The 25667-nt window shown below is 72.6% G+C and carries 18 protein-coding genes; 13 read left to right on the top strand and 5 right to left on the bottom strand.

Going from position 1 to position 25667, the window contains the following annotated elements:
- Nucleotides 1-94 precede the first annotated feature (94 nt).
- From ACQPZP_RS37870 to ACQPZP_RS37885, 4 genes are all read left to right on the top strand, one after another.
- The gene (locus ACQPZP_RS37870; RefSeq protein ID WP_433479740.1) at nt 95-2272 is read left to right on the top strand and encodes a bifunctional glycosyltransferase/CDP-glycerol:glycerophosphate glycerophosphotransferase; all 2178 of its coding nucleotides are present in this window, start codon (nt 95-97) and stop codon (nt 2270-2272) included.
- Between the two features lie 132 nt (nt 2273-2404).
- Nucleotides 2405-5800, top strand: coding sequence for a CDP-glycerol glycerophosphotransferase family protein (locus tag ACQPZP_RS37875; protein WP_433474467.1), 3396 nt, complete (start codon nt 2405-2407; stop codon nt 5798-5800).
- Between the two features lie 87 nt (nt 5801-5887).
- Nucleotides 5888-6655, top strand: coding sequence for a hypothetical protein (locus ACQPZP_RS37880; protein WP_433474468.1), 768 nt, complete (start codon nt 5888-5890; stop codon nt 6653-6655).
- Nucleotides 6652-7833: a glycosyltransferase family 4 protein gene (locus ACQPZP_RS37885; RefSeq protein WP_433474469.1), complete on the top strand. Its 1182-nt coding sequence runs from the start codon at nt 6652-6654 to the stop codon at nt 7831-7833. Before ACQPZP_RS37880 ends, ACQPZP_RS37885 begins: the two co-directional genes overlap by 4 nt.
- Here ACQPZP_RS37885 and ACQPZP_RS37890 read toward each other — a convergent pair.
- Nucleotides 7830-9263 carry a hypothetical protein gene (locus ACQPZP_RS37890; protein ID WP_433474470.1) on the bottom strand — a complete coding sequence of 478 codons (1434 nt, stop codon included), beginning with the start codon at nt 9261-9263 and terminating at the stop codon, nt 7830-7832. The two genes, ACQPZP_RS37885 and ACQPZP_RS37890, sit on opposite strands and share 4 nt — an antisense overlap.
- Nucleotides 9264-9440: 177 nt before the next feature.
- Between ACQPZP_RS37890 and ACQPZP_RS37895 the strand changes: the two genes are divergently transcribed.
- Nucleotides 9441-10448, top strand: coding sequence for a CDP-alcohol phosphatidyltransferase family protein (locus tag ACQPZP_RS37895; protein ID WP_433464473.1), 1008 nt, complete (start codon nt 9441-9443; stop codon nt 10446-10448).
- A 44-nt stretch (nt 10449-10492) separates the two neighbouring features.
- On the opposite strand, the gene ACQPZP_RS37900 is transcribed toward ACQPZP_RS37895, so the two are convergent.
- The 3 genes from ACQPZP_RS37900 to wecB are packed head-to-tail and all read right to left on the bottom strand — an operon-like array spanning nt 10493 to nt 14437.
- Entirely contained in the window at nt 10493-12610 is a 2118-nt protein-coding gene (locus ACQPZP_RS37900) for a glycosyltransferase family 1 protein (protein WP_433479741.1), read from the bottom strand.
- Between the two features lie 53 nt (nt 12611-12663).
- Entirely contained in the window at nt 12664-13344 is a 681-nt protein-coding gene (locus ACQPZP_RS37905) for a hypothetical protein (RefSeq protein WP_433474471.1), read from the bottom strand.
- Nucleotides 13337-14437, bottom strand: a complete 1101-nt coding sequence (gene wecB, locus ACQPZP_RS37910) for a non-hydrolyzing UDP-N-acetylglucosamine 2-epimerase (protein ID WP_433464475.1) — start codon at nt 14435-14437, stop codon at nt 13337-13339. Before wecB ends, ACQPZP_RS37905 begins: the two co-directional genes overlap by 8 nt.
- A 24-nt stretch (nt 14438-14461) precedes the next feature.
- Between wecB and ACQPZP_RS37915 the strand changes: the two genes are divergently transcribed.
- The 3 genes from ACQPZP_RS37915 (at nt 14462) to ACQPZP_RS37925 (ending at nt 18456) form a co-directional block, all read left to right on the top strand.
- Complete coding sequence (locus ACQPZP_RS37915) at nt 14462-15919, top strand: glycosyltransferase family 4 protein (RefSeq protein ID WP_433474472.1); 1458 nt, start codon at nt 14462-14464, stop codon at nt 15917-15919.
- 19 nt (nt 15920-15938) lie between these two features.
- A complete protein-coding gene (locus tag ACQPZP_RS37920; protein ID WP_433474473.1) occupies nt 15939-17201 on the top strand; it encodes a nucleotide sugar dehydrogenase in 1263 nt (420 codons plus the stop codon).
- A 121-nt stretch (nt 17202-17322) separates the two neighbouring features.
- Entirely contained in the window at nt 17323-18456 is a 1134-nt protein-coding gene (locus ACQPZP_RS37925; protein ID WP_433474474.1) for a glycosyltransferase family 4 protein, read from the top strand.
- Between the two features lie 4 nt (nt 18457-18460).
- Here ACQPZP_RS37925 and ACQPZP_RS37930 read toward each other — a convergent pair whose 3' ends face one another.
- Nucleotides 18461-20398 (bottom strand): PQQ-binding-like beta-propeller repeat protein, encoded by a 1938-nt coding sequence (locus ACQPZP_RS37930; RefSeq protein WP_433474475.1) that lies wholly within the window; start codon nt 20396-20398, stop codon nt 18461-18463.
- A gap of 105 nt (nt 20399-20503) precedes the next feature.
- On the opposite strand from ACQPZP_RS37930, the gene ACQPZP_RS37935 reads away from it, so the two are divergent.
- The 5 genes from ACQPZP_RS37935 to ACQPZP_RS37955 all read left to right on the top strand — a co-directional run bounded on the left by ACQPZP_RS37935 (nt 20504) and on the right by ACQPZP_RS37955 (nt 25643).
- Entirely contained in the window at nt 20504-21100 is a 597-nt protein-coding gene (locus tag ACQPZP_RS37935) for an HD domain-containing protein (protein WP_433474476.1), read from the top strand.
- 31 nt (nt 21101-21131) lie between these two features.
- A complete protein-coding gene (locus ACQPZP_RS37940) occupies nt 21132-21629 on the top strand; it encodes an SRPBCC family protein (protein WP_433474477.1) in 498 nt (165 codons plus the stop codon).
- Between the two features lie 73 nt (nt 21630-21702).
- Entirely contained in the window at nt 21703-22440 is a 738-nt protein-coding gene (locus ACQPZP_RS37945) for an acetoacetate decarboxylase family protein (protein ID WP_433474478.1), read from the top strand.
- Nucleotides 22437-23063 carry an SDR family NAD(P)-dependent oxidoreductase gene (locus tag ACQPZP_RS37950; RefSeq protein ID WP_433474479.1) on the top strand — a complete coding sequence of 209 codons (627 nt, stop codon included), beginning with the start codon at nt 22437-22439 and terminating at the stop codon, nt 23061-23063. The genes ACQPZP_RS37945 and ACQPZP_RS37950 overlap by 4 nt, the downstream gene beginning before the upstream one ends.
- A gap of 90 nt (nt 23064-23153) precedes the next feature.
- On the top strand, nt 23154-25643 hold the full coding sequence (locus ACQPZP_RS37955) for a HelD family protein (RefSeq protein WP_433474480.1): 2490 nt from the start codon (nt 23154-23156) through the stop codon (nt 25641-25643).
- The last annotated feature ends 24 nt before the right edge of the window (nt 25644-25667 follow it).

Raw genomic sequence — 25667 nt, forward strand, 5'->3', positions numbered from 1 at the left:
GTTCAACACCGATCGCCGGGTATAGTCCAGATTCACCGAGTAGTTGATTGGTCTACGCGTGAGCCCTGATCACGACATCTCCTTGAGCATCATCGTGCCCGTGCACAAAGTGCAGGGGTACATCCGGCAATGCCTGGATTCGATCCTCGATCCCGATCTCCCCAACCTTGAGGTCATCGCGGTCGACGACCACTCGCCGGACGGCTGCGGTGAGATTCTCGACGAGTTCGCCGAGCGCGACTCACGCGTCAAGGTGCGGCACCTCGCCGAGAACGTCGGGCTCGGGCACGCCCGCAACGTCGGCCTCGACATGGCGACCGGCGACTACGTCTGGTTCTTCGACAGCGACGACTACGCGACCGAGGGCGCCGTCCGGGCGATCTGCGACCGGCTCGCCGAGACCCGCCCCGACGTGCTGGTCTTCGACTACGCCCGGTCCTACTGGAACGGCAAGGTCAAGCGCAGCATCATCAACGACCTGTTCCGCGAGCCGCCCGCGCCGGACGTGTTCACGCTCGCCGAGCGGCAGAGCGTCCTCGAGATGATGATGACGGCGTGGAACAAGGCGATCCGCCGGGAGTTCCTGCTCGACCTCGGGCTGCGGTTCAGCGGCGGCTACTACGAGGACGTCAACGTCACGTACCCGATCCTGATGGCGGCCGAGCGGCTCAGCCTGCTGGACCGGGTCTGCTACATCTACCGGCAGCGCCGCCGCGGCGCGATCACCAAGACCACCGGCGCCAAGCACTTCGACGCGTTCGCGCAGTACGACCGCATCTTCGAGTTCATGGACGGGATGGGGCCGGCGGCCGACCAGTTCCGCCCGCTGATGTTCAACCGGACGATCTGGCACCTGCTCGTCATCATCGAGCGCGGCGACCGCGTCCACGCGTCGGAGAACGCCCGGTTCTTCGGCGAGATGTCGAAGACGTACAACCGGTACGAGCCGGCCGGCCACGTCCCCCCGGACGACAAGCCGTTCCTGGCCGACAAGCACCGGATGATCAAGGCGAACGACTACCGGGGCTTCGAGCGGGTCCGCGCCGCCGAGGCCAAGGACAAGGCGCGGCGCAGGGCCTCCAAGGCCGTCCGCATCCGCAGGCGCGGCGTGCGGCTCGGCAAGGAGCTCGCCAAAGAGCGCTACTACCAGATGCAGCGGCGGCTCGCGATCGACGAGAACCTCGCCCTGTTCGGCGCCTACTGGTACCGCGGGTACGCCTGCAACCCGGCGGCCATCTACGAGAAGGTCCGGGAGCTCGCCCCGCACATCAACCCGGTGTGGATCGTCAAGCCCGGGGCGCGCAAGACGATGCCGGAGGGCATGGACTACGTCGTCGCCGGGTCTGCCGACTACTACCGGGCGCTGGCCCGCGCGAAGTACTTCGTCAACAACGTCAACTTCCCCGACAACTACGTGAAGCGGCCGGGGCAGGTGCACATGATGACGCAGCACGGCACGCCGCTGAAGAAGATGGGCCTCGACCAGATGGAGTACCCGGTCGGCGCCAACGACATGGACTTCAAGGCCCTCATCACCCGGTCGGACCGCTGGGACTACCTCGTCTCGTCCAACCCGCTGTCGACGGAGGCGTGGGAGCGCGGGTTCCCGTGCGACTACGAGATGCTGGAGATCGGCTACCCGCGCAACGACCGGCTCGTGACGGCCACCGACGAGGACCGCGTCCGGCTGCGCGCCGAGCTCGGCGTCCCCGGGAACGCGAACGCGATCCTGTACGCGCCGACGCACCGCGACTACCAGCGCCGCTACAGCCCGATGTTCGACATCGGGCGGATCATGGACCGGCTCGGCGAGGGGCACGTGCTGCTGCTGCGGGCGCACTACTACTACAAGATCAGGAACATGGCGGCGGACATGGGCTGGCCGGAGGGCCGGGTCATCGACGTGTCCAAGCACCCGTCCGTCGAGGACCTCATGATCGCCTCGGACGCGCTGCTCACCGACTACTCGTCGGTCATGTTCGACTACGCCAACCTCGACCGGCCGATCGTGATCTACGCCAACGACTGGGAGACCTACCGGCTCACCCGCGGCGTCAACTTCGACCTGACCGCCACCCCGCCCGGCGTCGTCGCCGAGACGGAGGCGGAACTGGTCGACGCGTTCGTGTCGCGGGCGGCGTGGAGCGACGCGGCCGCCAAGAACCTGGCGAACTTCCGGGCGCGGTTCTGCCCGTGGGACGACGGTCAGGCGGCCGAGCGGGCCGTCCGCCGGATGTTCCTCGGGGAGAAGGTCGCGAATCCGCCGCTGTAGCCTACGGCGAGTGCCGTAGCGCAGTAACATCCGGCGCACATCCGTCACGCTCCCAGGCGGTCGCCCGCAGCGTGAACCGCCATGCCGGCCCGGCCTCGCCGGGCCGGCAAAGTGATCGAAGGAGTGGGTCGCTTGTCCGTCAGCAGGATCAGCGTCGTCGTGCTCGCACACGGAGCCGGGGAGTCGCTGGACGACACCCTCGCGTCGCTCGCGGCCCAGTCGCACCGGGACCTGGACGTTCTGCTGATGGACGACGGCGCCGGCGCGACCGCCGAGACCGTCCTGCCCGACGACCGGTTCCGGGCCGTCCGGCGGGGCGCCCTCAGCCGGGGCGCGGCCCGGAACCTGGGCGTCGCGGAGAGCGACGGCGAGTACCTGCTGTTCCTCGACGGCGGCGACGAGCTGCCGGTGGACGCCGCCGCCGAACTGGTCGCGGCACTGGAGTCGTCGGGGTCGGACATCGCGCTCGGCCGCGCGGCCGTCCGCAGGTGGACGGGCCAGGTGGCGGCATGGCGGCCGGTCAAGGAGTCCCTCGACCCGGTCACCGGCACGGACGTGCGGCACACCCCGGACCTCGTCTGCGAACGCGGGATCTCCGGGAAGCTGGTCCGGCGGTCCTTCTGGACGGCGAACAGGCTGGAGTTCCCCGACATCGGCCGGTACGACGACCTGCCCACGACGATCCGGGCGATGCACCTCGCGGCGGGCGTCGACGTGCTGCCCGGCGTCGTCCTGCACCGGCGGAGCACGCCGTTCCCGGCGACCACGGAGGCGCAGGAGATCGCGGACGGGTTCGGCGCGGTCACGCTCGCCACCACCTGGCTCGGCGAGCACGGCCACGCCCGGTCGCGGCGGCGGCTCCAGCTCCTGGCCGCCGACGGCGAGCTGCTGGCCTTCCTGGACGCGCTTCCGGACGTGCCGGCCGAGGAACGCGACCAGGTCGTCGCGCAGGCCGCCGCGTACGCGGCCGGGATCCCGGCGAAGGTGCTCGCGGACGCGCCCGCGCTGACCCGGCTGAAGTGGCATCTCACCACCACCGGGCACACCACCGAGCTGGTGAAGGTCGTCCGGTACGAGCGCGGGAAGTCCTCGCCGTCGATCGTCCGCGACCCGCTGCGCCGGTACGTCGTCTACCCGTACTGGAAGGACGCCAAGCTCGACATCCCCCGCGAGATCTACCGGGCCCGCGGCGAGGTCCGGCTGCGGGGCCGCGTCCACGCGGTGAGCTGGCAGGGCGACACCCTCGTCGTCACCGGTGAGGCGTACATCAACTCGGTCAGCATGCGGCGCCGCTGGACGTCGGTGAAGACGATGACGCTGCGGTCCGGCGACCGGAAGATCGTCGCGCGGGCCCGGCAGACGCCGAAGCCCGGCAAGAGGTCCGGCTGGTCCGGGTTCGAGTTCAGCTTCGACGTGGGCCGGCTCCGCGACCACGGGGCGTGGACGGAGGGCGTCTGGACCGTCGACGCGTCCGTGCTGAACGCGGGCGTGTTCCGGCGCGGGCCGCTGCGCGGCGGCGGCTCCGGCACCGGGGCCCACCCGCCGTACCACTACGTCGCCGACGACGTGCGCGTCGTCCCGCGGATCGAGGACGGCCATCTCGTCATCCGGGTCGAGAAGGTCCGGACGATGGCCCGCGCGCTGCGCTGGGAGGACAACGCGCTGGTCATCGAGGGGACCGGGGAGGCGCCCGGCGAGCTGACGCTGACGCTCGGCGACGACGTCGTCCGCGTCCCGGTCACCGCGGCCGGCGCCGGGTTCACCGCCCGCGTCGATCCGGAGGCCCTCGAAGGGTCCCCGATGCCGCCGGAGCAGATCGACGACACCCTCGACTGGACGGTCTCCGTCGCGGACCGGCCGCTGGTGCTCGCCGAGGGCGTCGACGACGTCGAGCGGGCGTTCGGCGCGCTGGAGGTGACCGCGGGCCGCGGCCCGAGCGGCTACCTGCGCGTCCGGCGCACCACGGCCCGGCTCACCGTCGACGACTGCACCTGGCGGCCGGACGGGACGCTCGCCCTGACCGCGACGCACACCGCCCACGACGGCGGGCAGATCGTGCTGCGCGGCCGCGGCCGCCGCAAGGAGCACGCGTTCGACCTCGTCGCCGACCCCGCGTCCGGCGTGCTGCGCGCGGAGGTCCCGGTCGCGGCCGTGCCGGGCGTCGCGGGCGTCCTGCCGCTTCGCCCGGGCCGCTGGGACGTGCTGTTCCGGGCCCCCGGCGGGCGGGCGCTGACGATCCGGCTGTCGCAGCACGCGCAGCGGGACCTGCCCGAACCGCTGGAGGTGGCGCGGCGCGACTACGCGCTGGAGGCGCACGACGGGCGGCTCGCCGTGGCGGTGACCGGCGACGTCTCCCCCGAGGAGAAGAGCGCCGGCGCGAGGCAGCGGGAGGAGGCCCGCCGCCGCGTCGACCGCGAGGGCCTGCGCGACGCCGTCCTGTTCTCGTGCTTCAGCGGCCGGCAGTACTCCGACAGCCCCAAGGCCGTCCACCAGGAGCTGCTGCGCCGCGACATGGACCTCGAACAGCTGTGGGTCGTGAACGACGCGCAGGTGGAGCTGCCGAGCACGCTGCGGGCCGTCCGGCTGAACGGCAGCGAGTGGAACGAGGCGCTCGCCACCTCCCGGTACATCGTGACCAACCACCGGCTGGGCGACGCGTTCCGGCGGCACCCGGACCAGGTCGTCCTGCAGACCTGGCACGGCACCCCGCTGAAGAAGATCGGCGGCGACATCAAGGAGGTGCACTTCGCGTACGCGCCCGGCATGAAGAAGGCGCTGCAGTCGAAGTCCGCCGGGCCGTCGGTCCCGGAGTGGAGCCACCTGCTGTCGCCCAACCCGTTCAGCACGGAGATCTTCCGCCGCGCGTTCGCGTTCAAGGGCGAGATGCTGGAGGTCGGCTACCCGCGCAACGACCTGCTGCACAGCCCCGAGGCGGAGACGGTCGCCAAGCAGGTGCGGGCCCGGCTCGGCATCCCCGAGGGCAAGCGGGTCGTGCTGTACGCGCCGACGTGGCGCGACGACCAGTACTACAGCCGCGGCCGGTACAAGTTCGACATGCGGATCGACCTGGAGCGGGCCCGCGCCGCGCTCGGCGACGACCACGTCCTGCTCGTCCGGCTGCACACGAACGTCGTGGACGGCATCACCGAGGACGAGCACGGCTTCGTCCGGGACGTGTCCCTGTACCCCGACATCACCGAGCTGTACCTGGTCTCCGACATGATGATCAGCGACTACTCGTCGGTGATGTTCGACTACGCCAACACCGGCCGGCCCATGCTGTTCTTCACCTACGACCTGGCCGACTACAGGGACCGGCTGCGCGGCTTCTACTTCGATTTCGAGGCCGAGTCGCCGGGGCCGCTGGTGGAGACGTCCGACGACCTGATCGAGGCGATCCGGGACGTGGAGTCCGCCACCGCCGGGCACAAGGAGCGCTACACGGCCTTCGTCGACCGCTTCTGCCCCCTCGATGACGGGCACGCGGCGGCCCGCACCGTCGACCGCGTCTTCGGCACGGCCGGTTGAGGCCAGCGGGGCCGGTTCGCCCCACGGGCGTCGCGGGGCCGTTGGTAGGCTGCGCGCGCTGAGCCGGCGACGGAAGGCGAACGGGCCGTGAACCCGGTGGCTGATCATTGCAGGGTCGACGCGGATGACAACCTGCTCATCCGCTGGCCCGTCCCCTTACCGGACGGTGAGCGGATCGTCCTGCGGCACGGCTCGTCCGGTGCGGTCAGGACGGAGGCCCTCACCGGCGACCGCCGGTCGGTCACCCTGCCGGTGGGCGGGCTGGCAGCGGGCGCGTGGGACGTGCTCCTCGACGCGGACCGTCCGCTGCTGACCGACGACCCCGGGTTCTCCCTCGACGGGCTGCGCGCCTACGCCGGCCGGCCGCGCGACCTGGCCGTCCGCGTGGTCCGCCGGCCGGACGGGCAGGCCGTGCTGAACGTCCGGAAGGTCGCCCCGCACGCCGAGGTCGAGGCGGTGCACCCGCGCGACGGCGAGATCAAGATCAGCGGACGGCTCGCGTACGCCGGGCCGCGTCCCGGCGGGGGCGCCCGGCTGGTCGCGGCGGCCCGCCAGAGCGAGGGCACCGTGACACGGGACGCCCGGCTCGACGGAACCAAGTTCCACGCCGGTCTCGACGTTTCCGCGCTCGCCGCGTGGGAACCCGCGCTCTGGGATCTCTGGCTCGACGCCGGGGACGTCCACGCCCGCCTCGCCACCTTCCTCGACGACGCGCCGGGCAAGCGCGGGACGCTGTCCTACCCGCGGCAGGTCACCGCCTCCGGCGACCGGGAGATGACCGTGCGCCCCTACTACACGCTCAAGGACGAACTGTCGATCGCCTGCCACCTTCTCGCGGAGGACAACGGCACGTGAAGATCACCTTCCTGCTCCTGGAGGCGTTCTCGATCGACGGCACCGTCCGCAGCACCCTCACGCTCGCGGACGAGCTGTCCCGCCGCCACGACGTCGAGATCGTCACCGTGCGGCGGACGGCCGACCGGCCGGTGTTCCCGCTCTCGGACCGGGTCCGATTAGAGTCCCTGGTCGACGTCCGGCCGGGCGCCAAGGTCCCGTGGCCGAACACCGCGCGCGCCGAGCGGCTCATGGCCGAGCCGACCGGGATCGTCCATCCCGAGGAGCGCAGCTTCAACAAGTACTCCGCCTGGACCGACGAGAGGCTCACCCGTTTCCTGCGGCGCCCCCGCACGGACGTGCTCGTCACCACCCGGGCGGGCCTGAACCTGATGGCGGCGCGGCTGGCGCCCCGCAAGGTCGTCGTGGTGGGTCAGGAGCACCTCCAGCTCGGCACCAACGACTCCGGGATCCTCGCCGAGATCGAGGAGGCGTATCCGCGGCTGGACGCGCTCACCTGCCTGACGTCCGCCGACGCCGACGACTACCGGCGCCTGCTCCCGGACGGGTCGTGTCCGGTGCACACGATCGGCAACGGGCTGCCGGCGCGGGTGTATCCGCGCTCCCGGCAGGAGAACAAGGTCGTCGTCGCGGGCGGCCGGGTCGTCTGGATCAAGGGCTACGACCTGCTGATCAGCGCGTTCGCGAAGGTCGTGGAGAAGCATCCGGAGTGGAGCCTGCGGATCCACGGGGAGGGCCCGCGGCGCACCGAGCTGCGGCGCAAGGCCACCCGGCTCGGGCTCTACAACAACGTGCTGATGCTGGAGCCGACCGACGACATGGAGGGCGAGCTCGCCAAGGCGTCCATCCTCGCCCTGTCGTCGCGCGCGGAGTCGTTCGGCATGACGATCATCGAGGCGTTCGCGTGCGGACTGCCTGTGGTCGCCTTCGACTGCCCGCGCGGGCCCCGCGAGATCGTCACCGACGGGGTGGACGGGCTGCTCGTCCCGCCCGGGGACGCCGGCGCGCTCGCCGAGACGCTGATCCGGCTGATCGACGACGAGGAGCTCCGGCGCGCGATGTCGGCGAACGCCGTCGCGTCAGCGGAGCGCTTCGGCATCTCCGCGGTCGCCGCGAAGTGGGAGACGATGCTGGACGGGCTGCGCACCGCGCCCCGCCGCGACAGCGGGCGGCGCTAGACACCGGCCGGCTCCCGGGCCGCCGGCCGGTCGTCGTCGCGCGGCGCGGGCGACGGCCGCGGCGGGCGGGGCGGGGGCAGCAGCGCCAGCCCGAGCGCCACGCACGCGAACGGCACCGCGGGCAGGACGTACCGGTAGTCGAAGTCGGCGGTCGCGGCGGGGATCACCAGCAGCGCGAGGCTCGTCCCCCACGGCAGGAGCGCACCTGTCGCGAAGTGCCGGACGGGACGCAGCGGCCGCCACCGCCCCCGGTTCCGCACGTGCAGCGCGGCCCCGGCGAGGCCGCCGAGCAGCAGGACGCCGAGGATCGTGCCCGGCATGACGACATGGTCCTGGTAGGCGAGGACCTGCCCGGCCCACGGCCGGACGACCCTGGTCTCGCCGTCGTCGCCGTACTGCTCGGCGAGGAGCGCCTGGTCGTCGCTCCACGCCTCCCCCTGGGGGAAGTCGTACTGCAGCCAGGTCCACGGTGTCGGGTAGGGGCTGCGGTGCCACGTGAAGGACTTGAGCGTGTCCCGGACGATGATCTGCGCGTAGGCGGCGGGCTGCGCCTTGATCGCGGCCCACGCGAACTCGCCCGCGAGCCGGTTGCCCTCCTCGCCGTAGACCCAGCCCGGAATGTCGCGGAACGGGGAGTCGGGCGTCCACATCACGGAGAACGTCCGGGAGATCCGCGGATCGCTCTGCCGGGGGCACATGATCGCCAGCTCCGGCCGAGGCTTGATGATCTTGCAGTCGGCGAACGCGGCGGTGCGCCCGTAGAGAAAGACCTGGTCGGCCTTGGCGAACCTGTACTGGCCGTATTCGGCGTGGAACCAGAACAGGTAGCCGGCAATGGGGAGCGCGAACGTCACCGCGGCCGCGGCGCAGGCCTTCCACCCGGCCTTCCTGATCAGCATCGCGGCGAGGATCAGGCCGATCAGCGGCAGTCCCGCCGTCCTGGTGAGCGACGCGAAGGCGGCGAACATCCCGGCCAGGGCGCCGAGCCACCACGTCGTCCGGCGCCGCCAAAGCACCGCCGCCACCGCCGCGAGGAGCAGGAACTCGAACAGCGAGTCCGACATGAGCATGTGCTCAAGGGCGACCTGGTGCACGGGGATCAGCACCGGGACGGTCAGCAGCGCCGCGGCCAGGCCGGGCAGCCACTCGCGCCACCGTCCCCCTTCCCCGGGGGGCCACGCCGCCCGTCCGGCACGCCACACGAGGACGTACACCAGTACACCTGTGAGGATCCCGATGGCGTGCTGGACCGACACCATCGCGGTGAAGCTGCGCAAAGGTTTGATCAGCCACAGCAGCAGCGAGTATCCGCTGGGCCGCGTCTCGCCGGGCCGCAGCTCGATGGCGTCCTTCAGGTAGCTGGGTGAGTCGCCGAACCACAATGGCGCCGGGTAGCCCAGGATCGCGACGATCCTGATCCAGAGGGCCACCGCGAGAACCCCACCGAAAGGCAGATGAGTCAGGACGGATCGGGCACGCACTCGGTCCAGGGTACCCACAGTATTGATCGACATGTGAGCGTGCGATCACGGATCGGCGACATTGGCCAGGACCGGAACCGGACAGCCGATACCATCTACACCGCCCCGTGAAATGAAAGGAACCCCATGGCGAACTTCACGCTCGACGACGTTCGGCAACGGACGTACAAGGCGCGTGACGCCTGGTGGACCGTCCTGCTGGTCGACCCTCTCGCGGCCCGGCTGGTCAGGTTCACGGCCAACCGGACGCGCGTGACGCCGAACCAGCTCACCGTCGGGGCACTGATCCTCGGCCTCGGCGCGGGCGCCTGCTTCGCCGTCGCGTCCTGGCCGTGGCTGCTGGCCGGCGCGCTCCTGTACCACCTGTCGTTCACGCTCGACTGCATGGACGGCAAGATCGCCCGGCTGAAGGGCACCGGCTCGGTCTTCGGCGCCTGGCTGGACTACATCTTCGACCGCGTCCGCGTCCTCGCCTGCGCGATCGCCCTGATGGCCGGACAGTACGCGGCCACCGGCAACGTCGCCTACGTCTGGACGGCCCTCGGCGTCGTCTTCCTCGACATGCTCCGCTACATGGACGCGCTGGAGATCTACAAGGTCCGCTCCCAGATGCGGACGACGCTGAACGCGGCCCGCGAGGAGGCCCGCTCCCTCGAACTCGCCGCCCGCCGCGCCAACGGCGAGCTCGCCGACGCCGACGAGGACCTCCGCTCCGCCGAGGCGCTGACCGAGGACCCCGAGGCCGACCTGGAGAACCGCGTCGTCGCCGACGACCCGGCCACCGCGGCCCTCCAGGCGGGCTTCAACCAGCGCTTCCCCTGGTACGCCCGCATCCGCAACGTCCTGATGGCGGGCCGTATCCGCCCCCACCTGATCAGCGGCATCGAGTTCCAGATGGGCGTCTTCATCGTCGCCCCGATCGTCGCCGCCGCCGTCCCCGGCGCCATCATCCCCGTCGTGATCGTCAGCGGCGCCGGCCTGCTGGCCTTCGAGCTCTTCATCATCTACAAGTTCTGGCTCTCCAGCCGCGACTACAGCCGCAGCCTCGCCAAGCTCAACGCCAAGATCGAGAGCCACCGGGCCGAACTTCCGGCCGAGTACACCGAGGTGGCCGTGGGGACCAGCTCCGGCTGACCCCGGCGGCCGGGGCCGCCGGGGCGCGTCCCGCGTGGGTCGGTCTACTCGGTGAGGAGGTCCGTCCACTGATGGCAGACCTCGTCCAAGCCGTAGGCGGTCTTCACCTGGGTGCGGGCGATGTCGGTGTCCTCCTTCCAGCGGTCGAGCGCGACCGTTCTGGCGATGGAGGCGGCCATGGCGGAGGTGTCCTCGTGGATCCAGCGGCGGTCGTAGATGGTGTCGGCGCCGGGCCATGGCAGCAGGGCCGGGATCGCGCCGGACGCCATGCCCTCGGCGGGGGCCAGGTGGAAGCTCTCGTCGTCGCTCGTGGACAGGACGAAGCCGATGCGGCGTAGCCAGGACGCCACGTCGCGGCCGTAGGAGTCGAAGACGACACCGCCCGAGAGCAGGCGGGAGCGGCGGATGCGGCGGAACACCTGTTCGTAGTGGGCGCGCTCCTCGTCCTTCTGCCAGATCCACCAGTACTCCCAGGGGAGCTTGGACTTGACGAAGAGCGTGAAGCGCGGGTCGTCGCGGCGCAGCTCCTCGACCACGTCGAGGGCCAGGTCCAGGCGTTTGCGGGACGGGGCGATGCCGATCATCCCGAGATGGTGTTCGGCGCCCGCAAGCTTGGCCCGGTCCAGCTGGGCGTCGTCCACCCAGTTCGGGATCGTGACGACCTTCTCCGCGGGCCAGCCCGTGATCTCGCGGGTCAGCTCGTTGTAGTGCGGGCTGACGCAGACGACCCGGTCCACGGCCTCGATGTCCAGCTGCTTCGGCCAGCCCGCGTACAGCTCGAAACGGTGGAGGCGGACCACCAGGCGCTGGTCCGGGCGCTTGCGCTGGGCGAACCAGAGGGCGTTCGGTCCGCACCATTCGCAGATGACGACGTCCGCCCAATCGACGAGGTCCTGGCTGCGTTTCTCGTCGTGGGCCTTCAGCGCGGCCCAGTGGTCCACCCGGACCTCCATGTCGGGGCGGGAGCGCAGGTAGTCGAGCAGGCGGGTGAAGAACTTCAGGTCGTGGCCCGCGACGCCCACCCGGAGGCGGCGTTCCTTGACGGACAGGACCTTCTCGGAGGGTTCCGGGAAGGTCTGGGAGAGGTACCCGCGGAGGCGCTCGGCGGCGGCGTCCAGCGTGAATCCGGCGGCGGCCGAGCGGCAGCGGTCCACGGCGAGGGTGAAGACGTCCGGGTTCTTGCCGATGAGGGTCAGGCAGTCCAGGACGTCGTCCTCGGTGGCGGCGAACAGCGGGTAGTCGGCGCCGAGGAGCCGCTCGTGCATGGGTGTGCGGCTGAGGACGACCGGGACGCCGAGCGTCCCGCACTCCAGGACCTTCGTGGAGAGTTCGAGGCTCGTGTCCATGGACGGGTGGCGCCATGACAGGCCCACGTCGCTAGCGGCGGTGAGGCGCATCGCCTCGGCTCGCGGGTGGCCGCCGTGCCAGACGACGCCCTCGCCCGTCTCCAGCGCGGTCCGCATCCGCGTCGAGAACGAAGGGTCGGACGGGTCGTCGTGGATCTTGTCGCCGACCATGTGCAGTTCGGCGTCCACGCCGCGCATGGCGAGCAGGCGCGGGAGCGACGTCATCTCGTAGGTGTTCCAGCGCGGCGCGAACTTGCCCGTGTAGACGAGGCGCATCGGGCCGTCCGGCGGGCCGGGCGGGCGCGCCGACAGGCCGTCGGGGAGCACCACCACCGGCGGGAACAGGACGCTCTTCCCGGCCGTGGCCGGTACGGCGCTCTCCAGGAACCCGCGCAGTTCCTCGGTCTGGCAGAGCAGGACGCGGGAGGCGTCCGCGATCCGGCGCAGCTCGCCCTTGGCCGAGGCGGTGAACTCCGCAGCCGACTGCGGCACGTCGGTGAGGTACGTCCAGAGCCGTCCGGCCAGGGGGCCCATCGCGAGCTTGCCCACGAGGCGGCGGCCGCGGACGACGACGAGGTCGTGCGGGTTCTCCTCGTCGATCCGGGCGAGGATCGCGGCCGCGTGCCGCGGCGACATGGGGGCGTCGAACAGGCCCTCCGCGTGCGGGCTGCGGACGGTGACGCCGGGCAGGACCCGCAGCGGGTCCACGAGCCGGCCGGTCCGCACGGGAGCCTTGAGGACCAGGGTCACCTCGCAGCCGGCGCGGACCAGGGCCTGCACCATGCCCTGGGCCCAGATCGCCGATCCGTCGATCATGTTGAGGTCGACGTCGCCGTAGACGAGGGCACGTGGTCGCACGGTGGTTCCTTTCAACGGGCCGGCGTCAGGAGCTCGGTGAGCCGGGCGGGCGCGGTGGCGGTCGCGTCCCAGCTCAGGGACGCCAGGGTGGCGGGCGGCGCCTCGCCCCACAGGACCAGCGGGAGCGAGCGGGCGGCGGCGATCTGCCGGATCTCGTGCAGCGCGAGATCACGGTCGTACATGCCGGGAACGCCCAGATATGCCCATGGACCGCCGGGTTCGCCGGCGGCGGCGTCCACCACGACCATGTCCACGTCGGCGGAGTCGAGGACGATCCCGGCGTCGTGCGGGTACAGCGGGACGACCTTGGCGTGCCCGGCGAGCGAGGTCGCCGCGGCGGGGCCGAGCACGCCGGCGATGATCAGGCCGTCCCAGGGCCCGGCGACGAGCAGGCGGTTCTCCGGACGGTCGACGCGGTCCGGCTGGACGCCGCCGCCGGCGCCCGCCCCGGACGCCGACACCGGAGCGTTCCGCTTGCGCCAGAGCCGGTACAGCTCGCGGGGCAGCCGCTTGCCGCGCCTGGGGTTGCGCGCGGTGCCCGCGACCAGCCGCCCGAACTGGACGGCCGTGGAGGTCTCCAGCGCGGCGAGCCGCTTCTCCAGCTCGTCGAGGCGCGCCTCGCGCTCGCGCAGCGTGGACTTCAGCCGCCCGAGCTGCTGGTACGCCTTGGCGTTCCTGGCCTCTTCACTCACCCACGTACTCCATGATCACTTCGGCGATGCGGGGGCCGGCGTGGCCGTCCCAGAGCGGCGGCGTGCGGTCGCCCGCCTGCGCGCCCGACTCCAGGACCTTGCGCACCCCCGGTACGAGTTCCTCGAACGTGACGAGCCGGTTCGTCCCGTGCGTGATGGTGATCGGCCGTTCGGTGTTCGGACGGACGGTCAGGCACGGCACGCCGAGGATCGTCGTCTCCTCCTGGAGGCCCCCCGAGTCCGTGACGACCGCCGCCGCGCCCCGGACGGCCGCGATGAAGTCGATGTACCCCAGCGGATCCAGAATGTGCACGGCGGAGTGGTCGTCCAGGCCCGCGGCCAGCAGGTTCGCCCGGCCGCGCGGGTGCACGGGGATGACCAGGTCGGCGAGGTCGGCGACGCCGTGCAGGTGCCGGACGAGGGCCGCCGCCGTCTCCGGCGCGTCCACGTTCGCCGGACGGTGCATGGTCGCCAGGACGTACCGCTCCGGCAGCCCGTGCGCCTCCCGGACGGCCGCGGTGTCGAACTTCCCGAGGTTCGCCAGCAGCGTGTCGATCATCGGGTTGCCGACCAGGTGCGCCCGCTCCACCGGGACGCCCTCGGCGGCCAGGTGCCCGATCCCCTCCGGGCTCGTGACCAGGCACAGCGCGGACAGCTGGTCGGTGAGCCGGCGGTTCACCTCCTCGGGCATGGTCATGTCGAAGCTGCGCAGCCCGGCCTCCACATGGGCGACCGGGATGTGCAGCTTGGCCGCGACGAGGGCGGCGGCGATCGTCGAGTTCACGTCGCCGTACACGATGACGAGCGCCGGTGAACGGCCCGTGAACTCCTTCTCCAGCCCGATCATGAGCGCGGCGGTCTGCTCGGCGTGCCCGCCCGAGCCGACGCCGAGGTTGACGTCGGGCTCCGGCAGGCCCAGCTCGTCGAAGAAGATCTCCGACATCCGCGCGTCGTAGTGCTGGCCGGTGTGGATCACCGCCTGTTCCGCGCCGGCGGCGCGCAGCGCGGAGATCACCGGCGCGGCCTTGACGAAGTTCGGCCGCGCCCCGAGGACGTGCACGATGGGTGCCAACACAATTTCCCTTCTGTTCATCGGGGTTGCCTAACGTCCGGCCCCGTGGCCGACAAACCCGTGAAGAAATCCGTCTACCTGGCCGGACTCGCCTGGCGGCAACTTCTGGACGATCCCGGACGGGCGTCCAGGCTGGCCGTGCGGCTGGCCGCGCGGACCCCGTTCGGGGCCCGGCTGAGGCGTTCCCCGCTCGTCGTCCCGAGGCCCAGGGACGTCCAGCGCGAAACACGGGATCTGCGTCGCCTGCTGGCGCGGCCCACATCGCCTCCGCGCGCGGGCCGAGCCGTCCAGGGCACGACCGTTCTGCAGCTCGTGACGAACGCTTTGCCGCGAACGAACGCGGGCTATACCGTCCGGACGCACCGGATCGCCCTCGCCCAGCGCGAGATGGGGTTCGACACGCACATCGTCACGCGCCTCGGGTACCCGCTCAGCCAGGGCATAGGCGACGCGCGGACCCGTGTGGACGTCGACGGCGTACCGTACCACCGGCTGCTGCCCTGGCTCCCCCAGGCCGATCCACTGCACGCGATCGCGAAGAGCGCCGATCTGGCCGGACGGCTGGTCGAGGAGCTGAGGCCGTCCGTCCTGCACGCGGTCAGCAACCACCTCAACGCGGCCGTGGCGGTGGAGCTGGGACGGCGCCACGGGTTGCCGGTCGTCTACGAGGTGCGCGGCTTCCTGGAGGACTCCTGGCTCTCCCGCGACCCCGCGCACAGCGAGACCGACGACTTCTACCGGCTGACCCGGGAGCTGGAGACCCGCCGCATGGCCGAGGCGGACGCCGTCGTCACGCTCGGCGAGGCGATGCGGGCGGAGATCGCGTCCCGGGGCATCCCGGAGGAGAAGATCTTCACGGTGCCGAACGGGGTGGACGAGGCGTTCCTGGAGCCGCTCCCGGACGCCTCCGGGCTGCGCGAAGGGCTGGGCATCGAGGCCGCGGCCACCGTCGTCGGGCTCACGTCGTCCTTCTACGGCTACGAGGGCATCGACACGCTCATCGACGCAGCCGCCCTGCTGCGCGACCGCGGGACGCCCGTCACGCTGCTGCTGGTCGGCGACGGCCCGGACCGCGGCGCGCTCGAACGGCGCGCGGCCGGGCACGGCGTTCATGCCGTGTTCACCGGCCGGGTGCCGATGAAGTCCGTTCGCCGCTATCACGCTCTCCTCGATGTGTTCGCGGTACCGCGCCGGGCGGACCGGGTCTGCCAGTTGGTGACGCCCCTGAAACCGATCGAGGCGATGGCGGGGGGAATCCCCGTTATAGCCAGTGATGTCAAGGCTCTTCGCGAAATCGTGGAACCGGGCGTGACCGGCGCGTTAACAGTTCCGGAAGACCCGGAAGCATGGGCGAATTGCCTGGAAGACGTGGCTTACAGTCCCGAAAGGAGACAGAAAATCGGGCGATCGGCTCGCGAATGGGTCGCGGCGGAACGCACCTGGCGCGCCGTGACGGCCGGATACCGGGCCGCCTATCGCCGCTCAATGCAGCAGAGCACATAGATCGAAGGGAGCCGGCCGCGTGGATCTTGTGGTCATCGGACTCGGCTACGTGGGACTTCCGCTCGTGCGCGAGGCGAGCCAGGCCGGCCTGCGGGTCGGCGGGCTCGACCGGGACGCGCGCGTCGTCGCAGGACTCAAGGCCGGGCTGTCGCACATCGACGACGTGTCACCGGACGAGGTCGAGCGCATGCTGGAGGCCGGGTTCACTCCGAGCCTGCACGAGGACGTCCTGGACGGCGCCCGCACCGTGGTCATCTGCGTGCCGACGCCGCTGTCGCCGGAAGGCGGCCCGGACCTGACCGCGGTGCGCGGCGCGGCCGAGACGGTCGCCCGGCACCTGGAGCCCGGCACGCTGGTGGTGCTGGAGTCGACGACCTATCCGGGCACGACCGAGGAGGTCGTCCGGCCGATCCTGGAGACGTCCGGCCTGGTCGCCGGGGAGGAGTTCCACCTGGCGTTCTCGCCGGAGCGGATCGACCCCGGCAACCCGGTGTACGGCGTCCGCAACACCCCGAAGATCGTCGGCGGGCTGAGCCCGGCGTGCGCGTCGGCGGCGGCGGCGTTCTACGGCAAGTTCGTCGAACGGGTCGTGGAGGCCAAGGGGACGCGCGAGGCCGAGATGGCCAAGCTGCTGGAGAACACCTACCGGCACGTCAACATCGCGCTGGTCAACGAGATGGCGGTGTTCTGCAACGAGCTGGGCATCGACCTGTGGGACGCCATCGACTGCGCGGCGACCAAGCCGTTCGGTTTCCAGGCGTTCCGGCCGGGGCCGGGGGTCGGCGGGCACTGCATCCCGATCGACCCGAACTACCTGTCGTACAAGGTCCGCTCGCTGGGCTACCCGTTCCGGTTCGTGGAGCTGGCCCAGGAGATCAACGACCGTATGCCCCGGTATGTGGCGGAACGGGCGCAGCAGCTGCTCAACCGGGAGGGACGCGCGCTGAAGGGCGCCAAGGTCCTGCTCCTCGGCGTCACCTACAAGGCCGACATCGCCGACCAGCGCGAATCGCCGGCCCGTCCGGTGGCCCGGCGGCTGGCCCGCCTCGGCGCCGACCTGTCGTTCCACGACCCGTTCGTCACGTCGTGGGACGTCGACGGCACGCCGGTCCCGCCCGCCGGCGGCGATCTGGCCGCCGCGCTGGAGGCGTCCGACCTGGCGATCGTGCTGGCCGGCCACGCCGCCTACGACGCGGCGACGCTGACCCGGCACGCGCGGCTGCTCTTCGACACCCGCGGCCGCACACGGAACGCGCAACTGGACACCGTCGAGCTTCTCTAGCAGACCGCCACGAGTCGCCCGGCAGCGTCCATGCCATGGCCAACGGGAATTCATCGGCAATTTCCATCGGCGTCCGAGACTCGGCGGTAAAGACGATTCGGCACGTTGCGGAGTGAGGATAATGCGGGTCTGTGTTTGCACGGTCGTGCATCATCCCGAGGATGCGCGCATTCTGCACCGGCAGATACGCGCACTGCTCGACGCCGGTCATGAAGTCACATATATTGCCCCGTTTCGGGCATGCAATGCGACCCCGTGGCGGCAGATCAGCCCGGTGGACGTCCCGCGCGCCACGGGGCGGCGGCGGTTCCGGGCCCTGCGCGCCGCCCACCGCGCGCTCGCCGAGCACGCTGCCTACGCCGACGTGATCCTCCTGCACGACCCGGAACTGCTGGTGTCCCTCCCCCGCGAGGTCCGGCAGCGGACGGTCGTCTGGGACGTCCACGAGGACACCGCCGCCGCTCTGTCCGCCAAGGGCTGGCTGCCCGGCCCCGCCCGGCCCGTGCTGCGCCCGGCCGTGCACCGGCTGGAGCGGCGGACCGAGCGGCGGCACCGGCTGCTGCTCGCCGAGGACGGCTACCGGTCCCGGTTCCGCGCGGACCACCCGGTCGTGCCGAACACCACCTACGTGTCCGACCTGCCGCCCGGCCCGCCGGACGGCCGCCGCGCCGTCTACGTCGGGCAGCTGTCGCGGGCCCGCGGCGCCCTCGACATGATCGAGATGGCCCGGACGCTGACCGCCGCGGGCGTGCTGGTGGAGCTGATCGGCGCGGCCGACCCCGACGTCAGGGCCGAGCTGCGGGCGGCACAGCGCGAGGGCGTCGTGCGCTGGTACGGGTTCGTCCCGAACGACCGGGCGCTGCGCATCGCCGAGGGCGCGATGGCCGGGCTGGCGCTGCTGCACGACGAGCCGAACTACCGGCACTCGATGCCGACGAAGGTCGTCGAGTACATGGCCCGCGGCGTCCCGGTGATCAGCACGCCGAACCCGCCGGCCGTGGACATCGTCGAACCCGCCGGATGCGGGCTGATCGTCCCGTTCGGCGCCCCGGAGGCCGCCGCCAAGGCCGTCCTGCGGCTGCGGGACGACCCGGAGCTCCGCGTCGACCTCGGCAAACGCGGCTACGAGACCGCCCGCGCGCGATTCCACTGGCCCGTCCACGCCGAACGCTTCGTCGCCCAGCTGGAGGCGTGGGCGGGCCGCTCCGCCACCAGCGCCCCGGAGCCGGAGGCCGAGCCCGTACCCGAGTTCTGAGCGTTCAGGACGGGTGGCGCAGGCGGAAGGCGACCGACCGGGCGAGGCGGGCGGCGGCGCCCGGCGGGCGGTTCGCCTCGACCACCACGACGCACCGGCCCACCCGCAGCGCGATCATCCCGGCCGTCGGGCCGATCTCGTACGCCTCGTCCGCGCCGATGTCGTGCCGCCGCCGGGCCTGCGCCTGGGTGGCCTGCAGCGCGTCCAGCATCCGGGAGGCCGCCTGGTCGGTCTCGGCCACCCACCGCACGCTCACCGTGAGGCCGCGCACCGTCATGTCCGGCTCGCCGCCCTTGGCCGGCTTCTCCGGTAGCTCCGGGCTCGCCGATGGATCGGCCGCGGCGGAACCCGCCGCGCTCGGCTCCGGCCCGGGCGCCTTCCGGTCGCCGCGCTCCCGCCGCGCCTTCCCGCCGCGCGGCTCGTAGGTGCAGGACACCGGGCGGGGAAGCCGCACGCTCCCGGCGGACGCGCCGCGCGGCTCGGTGACGTAGTCCGGCATGCGCGCCGCCGTCAGGTCCGGCTTCTTGAGCAGGGTGCAGGCGTCCGGCCAGTCGGCCTCCGGCACGCCGCCGAGCTCCGCCGGGCCGGTGCCGGTGGGCCCGCCGCGCAGCGCGACCAGCCGCGCCGCGCCGTCCGGGCGGGGCGCGGCCTGCGGGACGGCCACGTACAGCAGGCCGCCCGCCGCCGCCAGCCACGGCCGGACGCCCGGCAGATCAGGGTCCATCGAGAACGGCGCGGGCGCGGTCGCGACTCGCCCGTCGCCGGGTTCGACGATGTCGACGCCCGCGGGCAGCAGCCGCTCGGACAGCCGGGGACGCAGCGCGAACACCTGCCCGCCGGCCTGCGCGAGCGCCGTGTACGCGGGCACGTCGCGGCGCCACTCGACCCGCCCGGACGGCACGTCCACCGCCTCCATGCGGGCGTCGTCCGGCCCGGACCCGTCCGGGTGGTAGACGACCACGAGCCGGCCGGACGTCAGCACGCCCGGGCACATCAGGTCGCCGCACGCCCCGTCGCCGTCCCAGACCCCGAACTGGCGGCCGCCGTCGTCGAACGCGCGCAGGGCCGTCCCGTCGGAGACGAGCGTCACCCCGTCCAGCATCGACACCTCCGGGGACTCCTTCGACCCGAGCCGCCGGCTCCAGCGGACGGCGCCCTTCGCGGGATCGACGGCCAGCAGCAGGCTGCGGTGCCCCTTCTCGCTGCCGGGTCCCGCGCAGTGCAGGCCCAGCGCGGCGAGCGTCTCCCGGCCGTCGGACGGATGCGCGCCGCCCTCGAACAGCCGGCAGCCGCGCGGCAGCGCCAGCCGCCACACCCGGTTGCCCGTCACGGCCGAGACGCCGAACAGCGTCCGGCGCTCCTCGTCGGTGGTGAGCAGGACGTCCGACCCCGCGGGCCAGCGGAGCGTCGTCCGGGAGACCGCGGCGGGACGCTCGCCCGCGCGCCGCCACAGCAGCCCGCCGGACAGCGCGTCGAACGCGACGAGCACCCGGTCCCCGCGGTCGCCGTCCCGCTCGAAGTAGGCGACCAGCCGGGACCCGGTGGAGGTCCAGCCGAGCAGCGTCCAGCCGGAGCGGCGGTAGCTCCAGCGGCCGTCGCCGGTCCGCGCGTCCCGCACCTCGATCCCGCGCCCGGACACCGTCGCGACCTGCCCCTGGGCGACCTGGTAGGCGACGCCGTCATAGCCGGCGACGGACCCGTGGTGCGTGCGCGTCGTGTGCTCCCAGCTCACCGTGAGCGGGCCCGGAGGCGGCCCCACCTCGCTCTGCGGCGCGACGGGCTCTCCGGTCACGGTGTGGCGGACCTGCCACCATTCGGCGCGCAGGACGTACTTGTCGACGAGCACGACGCAGAGCGCCACGGCGACCACACCGGACACCAGGCCGAGCGCGACGCGGACCTTCCCCACGGACTCCGGACGGCGCTGCCGGCTCCCGACCACGACCGCGCCGCCTCCCCTCCGAATACTGTGCTCTCCAAGGACGACACCCCACCATGCCCTGTGCGGGGCGTCCGCCGCGACACGGCCGCGAAGAACGGAGTGACCATGGAGGTCTTCACCCGCTGGCGCACATGGGAAACGGCCCGCTCCGACATCGCCTCGTCCGGCGCGCACATCGACCTGGACGGCCTGGCCCCGGCCGTCGCCGCCGCCGAGCGATGGCACGGCGACCAGCGCCGCCCGACCGGCGCCCCCTATGTCGAGCATCTGCTCGAGGCGCTCGAAGTGCTGGTGCGCGGGGCGGAGGTGACAGCACCCGCCGTCCTGTCCGCCGCGGTCCTGCACGACGTCGTCGAGGACACGCCGGCCACCTTGGCGGACGTGGAGGCGGAGTTCGGGCCGGAGGTCACGGAGCTTGTCGACTGGGTCACCAAGCCGCCCACCGCCGGGGCCGGCCGCCAGGCCAAGCGCGCCGGGAAGGCCGCCTATCTCCGCCGCCTGCGCGACGCCCCCCGTGAGGCGGTCCTGGTCAAGCTCGCCGACCGTGTGAGCAACGTCCAGACCCTCGACCGGATGCCCCCGGACTTCCAGCGCCGCTACTACGCCGAAACGATCACCTACATCGTCCCCCTGGCCGAGCGCGAACCGTGGTTCCGCACGTGGTACGCCTCCTGGAGCACCCATTTCGCCCACCTCCAGTGACCACACGGTCATTAAGTGGGAGGATCAGGTCATGGAGCGAGAGTGGGTCGTCGAGGAGAGCGTGGTCGTCGCGGCGGGCGCGCGGGACGTCTACGCGGCGGTCGCGGACCTGCGGCGGATGGGCGAGTGGAGCCCGGAGGTGTTCGCGACGTGGGTGCGCGGGCGGGCGATCGCGTCGGGGACGAAGTTCGTCGGGTTCAACCGGATCGGGTGGCGCGTGTGGTTCACCACGTGCCAGGTGACGTCGGCCGTACCGGGGCGGGCGTTCGCGTTCCGCGTTTCGAGCTTCGGGATTCCCGTGGCGCTGTGGGGATACCGCATCGAGGACGTCGCCGAGGACCCGGCCGAGCCCCGGACCCGGCTCACCGAGTATTGGGAGGACCTGCGCCGCGACAACCGCGGCGCCGCGTTCGTCTCGCTGCTCGGCAAGGTCTTCACCGGCGTCCCGGCGGAAGGCCGGGCCGAGGTCAACCGCAAGGGCATGCGCGCCACCCTCGATCGGATCCGGACGGCCGCCGAGCGCGGTTAGCGACACGGCCCCGCCCGCGGGCCGGGCACGGCGCGGTCTTGGCAGCAAAACAAGAACCTGTTCTACTAAGCGTGTGACGAGCACCGTGCAAGCGCATGCGATCCAGGGGCAGCGGGTCACCCTTCCGGTACGGATCCGCGACGCCGCCGTGGGATCGGCGATGTTCGCCGTGCCCGCGGGCGCCGCCCAGGCCGTCATCGCCTACTCCGGGCTGGAGGTCGCCGAGCCTCTGCCCGGCAAGGCCGTCTGCTCACTGGCGTTCGTCCGGTACGCCGACGGCGACCTCGGGCCCTATCACGAGTTCGCCGTGGCGTTCCTGGTGCGCCCGCCCGGCGAGGCGCCGTCCCCGGGCGTGCTCGGGCGGCTGCGCGGAGTCGGGGCGTTCATCCACTGGCTGCCGGTCAACCAGGAGTTCACGCTGGAGGCCGGCCGGACGATCTGGGGCTTCCCCAAGGAGATCGCCGACATCCCCATGGACCTCGCCGGACGCGTCAAGCGGTGCGCGGTGCGGTTCGGCGGCCGGACGGCGATCGAGGTGGCGGTCAGGCCGGGCGTGCCGATGCCGGGCGGCGCGGCGGCACCGAGCGTCGACGCCTACTCCTGCCTGGACGGCGTGACGCGCCGGACGCCGTGGACGCTCACGCCGTCGGAGGTGCGGACCCGCCCGGGCGGGGCGAAGGTCGTCCTCGGCGATCACCCGGTGGCGGAGGAACTGCGCGGGCTGGGGCTCGACCGCGCGCGAGCGCTGACCACCAGCACGGTCGGGCATCTGCGGATGGTCTTCCAGGGCGCCGAGGAGGTGCGCACGTGAGGCGGACGGCTCTGGTCACCGGTGCGGCGCGCGGCCTGGGCGCGCCGGCGGCGAGGCGTCTCGCGGCGGCGGCCTGGGACGTCGTCGCGGTGGACGTGGACGAGGTCGGCCTGGCCAAGACGGCCCTGCGCTCCCCGAACATGCACGTGCGGGTGTGCGACGTCACCGATCCCGACGCCGTGCTGGAGGTGCTGGCGATGTCAGGCCCGGTGCACCGTGTCGTCCACGCCGCGGCGGCCTCGTCGGACGCGCCCGTGCTGACGCTCCCGCCCAGCGAGATAGAACACGTTCTCCGAACCAACGTCCTCGGCATGGTCCACGTCGTACGGGCGACGCTGCCGGGGATGCTGGAGCGCGGCGCCGGCGAAGTGTTCCTCTGCCCGGACGCCCCGGGCCCCCCGGCGAGCGCCGCCGCGGCTGCCGTGGCGGCGTACACCGACGCGCTCTGGGCCGAGCACGGCGGGCGGGGCGTGACGCTGCGCTGCGTCCACGCGGGCGCCGGCGCATCGCACCGGCTCGTCCTCGACGCGATGGACCGCTCGCTCGCCCGCCCCGCCGCGGACGTCCACGTGCGCGTCCGGCCGACCCGCCGGCCGCCTGCCCTGATCTCCGCCGCGCGCTGAACGCCCGCGGGACGGCATAAGCTGTCTCTTTCGCCCCTTCGGGGTGCCGGGGGACGTCCCCGGCGCGTCAACGTGCGAGGAGCAGCCTGCATGTCGTCCCAGGTCAACGGTCGTCCGACCGGTCCCGGCGGCACGGTGAAGGATCAGGAGATCGCCGCCGAGCAGCGCTATGTCGACGTCGCCTACGCGCGCCTGGAGGAGATGCGCGAGGCCGCCCAGGCCATGATCCGCGAGGGCTACCGCCAGTCGCTCGCCGGCACCAAGAGCTCGCTCGTCGACCGGGACGCGATGGTCCACCAGGCGGCCCTTCGCGCCCAGGCCCTGGACATCGCCGACGACGGTCTCGTCTTCGGCCGCCTCGACCTGGCCTCCCGCGAGATCCGCTACATCGGCCGCATCGGCGTCCGGACCAGCGAGCACGACTCCCTGGTGATCGACTGGCGGGCGCCCGCCGCCGAGGACTTCTACCGCGCCACCCCCGAGGACCCGCGCGGCGTCGTCCGCCGGCGCGTCCTGCACTCGCGCGGGCACGCGGTCGTCGACCTGGAGGACGACCTGCTCGACCCGGAGGCGTCCGACGGGATGACGGTCGTCGGCGACGGCGCGTTCCTCGCCTCGCTCGCCCGCACCCGCGAGGGCGCGATGCGCGACATCGTCGCGACGATCCAGCGCGAGCAGGACGAGGTGATCCGCGCGCCCGCCGACGGGACGGTCCTCGTGCGCGGCGCCCCCGGCACCGGCAAGACGGCCGTCGCCCTGCACCGCGTCGCCTACCTGCTGTTCCGGCACCGCCGCCGGTTCGGCTCGCGCGGGGTGCTGGTGATCGGCCCGAACCGCCGCTTCACCGCCTACATCGAACGGGTGCTGCCGTCCCTCGGCGAGGGCTCGGCGACGCTGCGCTCCCTCGGCGACCTCGTGGACGGCGCCACGGCGACCGTCCACGACCCGCCGCGCCTCGCCCGCGTCAAGGGCGCGGACGCGATGGTGACGGTCCTCCGGCGCGCCGTGGCCGACCACGCGCCCGGCGCCCCGGGCGAGCTCCGCGTCGTGTTCAAGGGCGTCGTCGTCACGCTCGACCGCAACCGTCTCGACCGGATCAGGAACGATGTGCACCGGCGCAGCCGCGGCAGCGTGAACGCGGCCCGCGGCAGGGCCGCCGAGATGCTCCTGGACGCCCTCTGGGGCCGTTTCAACGACGTCGGCGGGCCGGAGGCGGCCGAGGCCGAGGAGGGCGCCGAGGCGGGGCTGTGGAACGCGATCCTGGCCGCCGACGGCCTCGCGTCCCTCGACGAGGAGCCGACGCGCGGGAGCCAGGGCGGCAACGGCGACCCCAAGCGCGCCCAGTTCGACGCGCGGGTCCGCGAGCAGCGCGCGTTCACCGACTTCCTCGTCGCCTGGTGGCCGATCCGCCGGCCGCTGGACCTGCTGCGCTCGCTCGGCGACCCGGCCCGGCTGCGCCGTGCCGCCGGCCGCGACGTCGACCGCGCCGACATCGAGCCGCTCGCCGCGTCCTGGGCCGGCGAGGACGCGCCGCTCAGCTACCAGGACGTCGCGCTGCTCGACGAGATCGACGCGCTGCTCGGCTCGCCGCCCCGTCCGTCCCGCCGCCGCAAGGCACCGTCCGAGGACGACCCGTTCGTGGTCGACGGCGTCAACATCCTCACCGGCGAGGAGGTCGTGGACGACACCTGGGAGCCGGACATGCAGGAGCTGACCACGTCCATCGAACGGCTGGAGCGGTCCCGCCGCGTCGACGACGGCGTGGTCGAGGAACGCCCCGAGTACGCCCACATCGTCGTGGACGAGGCGCAGGACCTCTCCCCCATGCAGTGGCGGATGCTCGGCCGCCGCGGCCGCCAGGCCAGCTGGACGATCGTCGAGGACCCGGCCCAGAGCGCCTGGGAGGACCTGGACGCCGCCCGCCGGGCGATGGAGACCGCGCTCGGCGGCGAGCGGCCCTCCTCCCGGGGCCGCCGCCGCGCCCGCAAGGCGACGCCGCGCGCCCGGCATGAGTACGAGCTCACCACGAACTACCGCAACTCCACCGAGATCGCCGCCGTGTCGGCGCGCGTCCTCGCCCGCGCGCTCCCGGACGCCACCCCGGCCCGCGCCGTCCGCACATCCGGCATCGACCCGGTCGTCCGCGTCGTCGCGGAACGCGACCTCGGCTCGGCCGCCCGGGAGGCGGCCGAAGAACTGCTCGGCCAGGTCGAGGGCACGATCGGCGTCATCGTCCCGCTCCCGCTGGCCGACTCGGCCGCCCCGGCGCCGTCCGGCGCCCAGCCTTCCCTCTTCGACGCCCTGCCGGGCCCGGCAGCCCCACCCGGTCAGGGGGGCGCGTGGGCGGAGGAGGACCTTGAGCGGCTGGCGGACGGGCTGCCGGAGCGGGTCCAGGTGCTGGACGTGCTGGAGGCCAAGGGGCTGGAGTTCGACGCGGCGGTGATCGTGGCGCCGGAGACCGTCGCCGCCCAGTCGCCGCGCGGGCTGCGCGTCCTGTACGTGGCGGTCTCGCGCGCGACGCAGCGGCTGACCGTTCTCACCGCCGACCCCGAATGGAAGAGCACGCTGCTCGACGACTGACGGCGGCAGGCGTCCGCGCGCCGG

Origin of the sequence: Spirillospora sp. CA-142024, assembly GCF_050942325.1 — a bacterium.
In the GTDB taxonomy this organism is placed as follows: Bacteria; Actinomycetota; Actinomycetes; order Streptosporangiales; family Streptosporangiaceae; genus Spirillospora.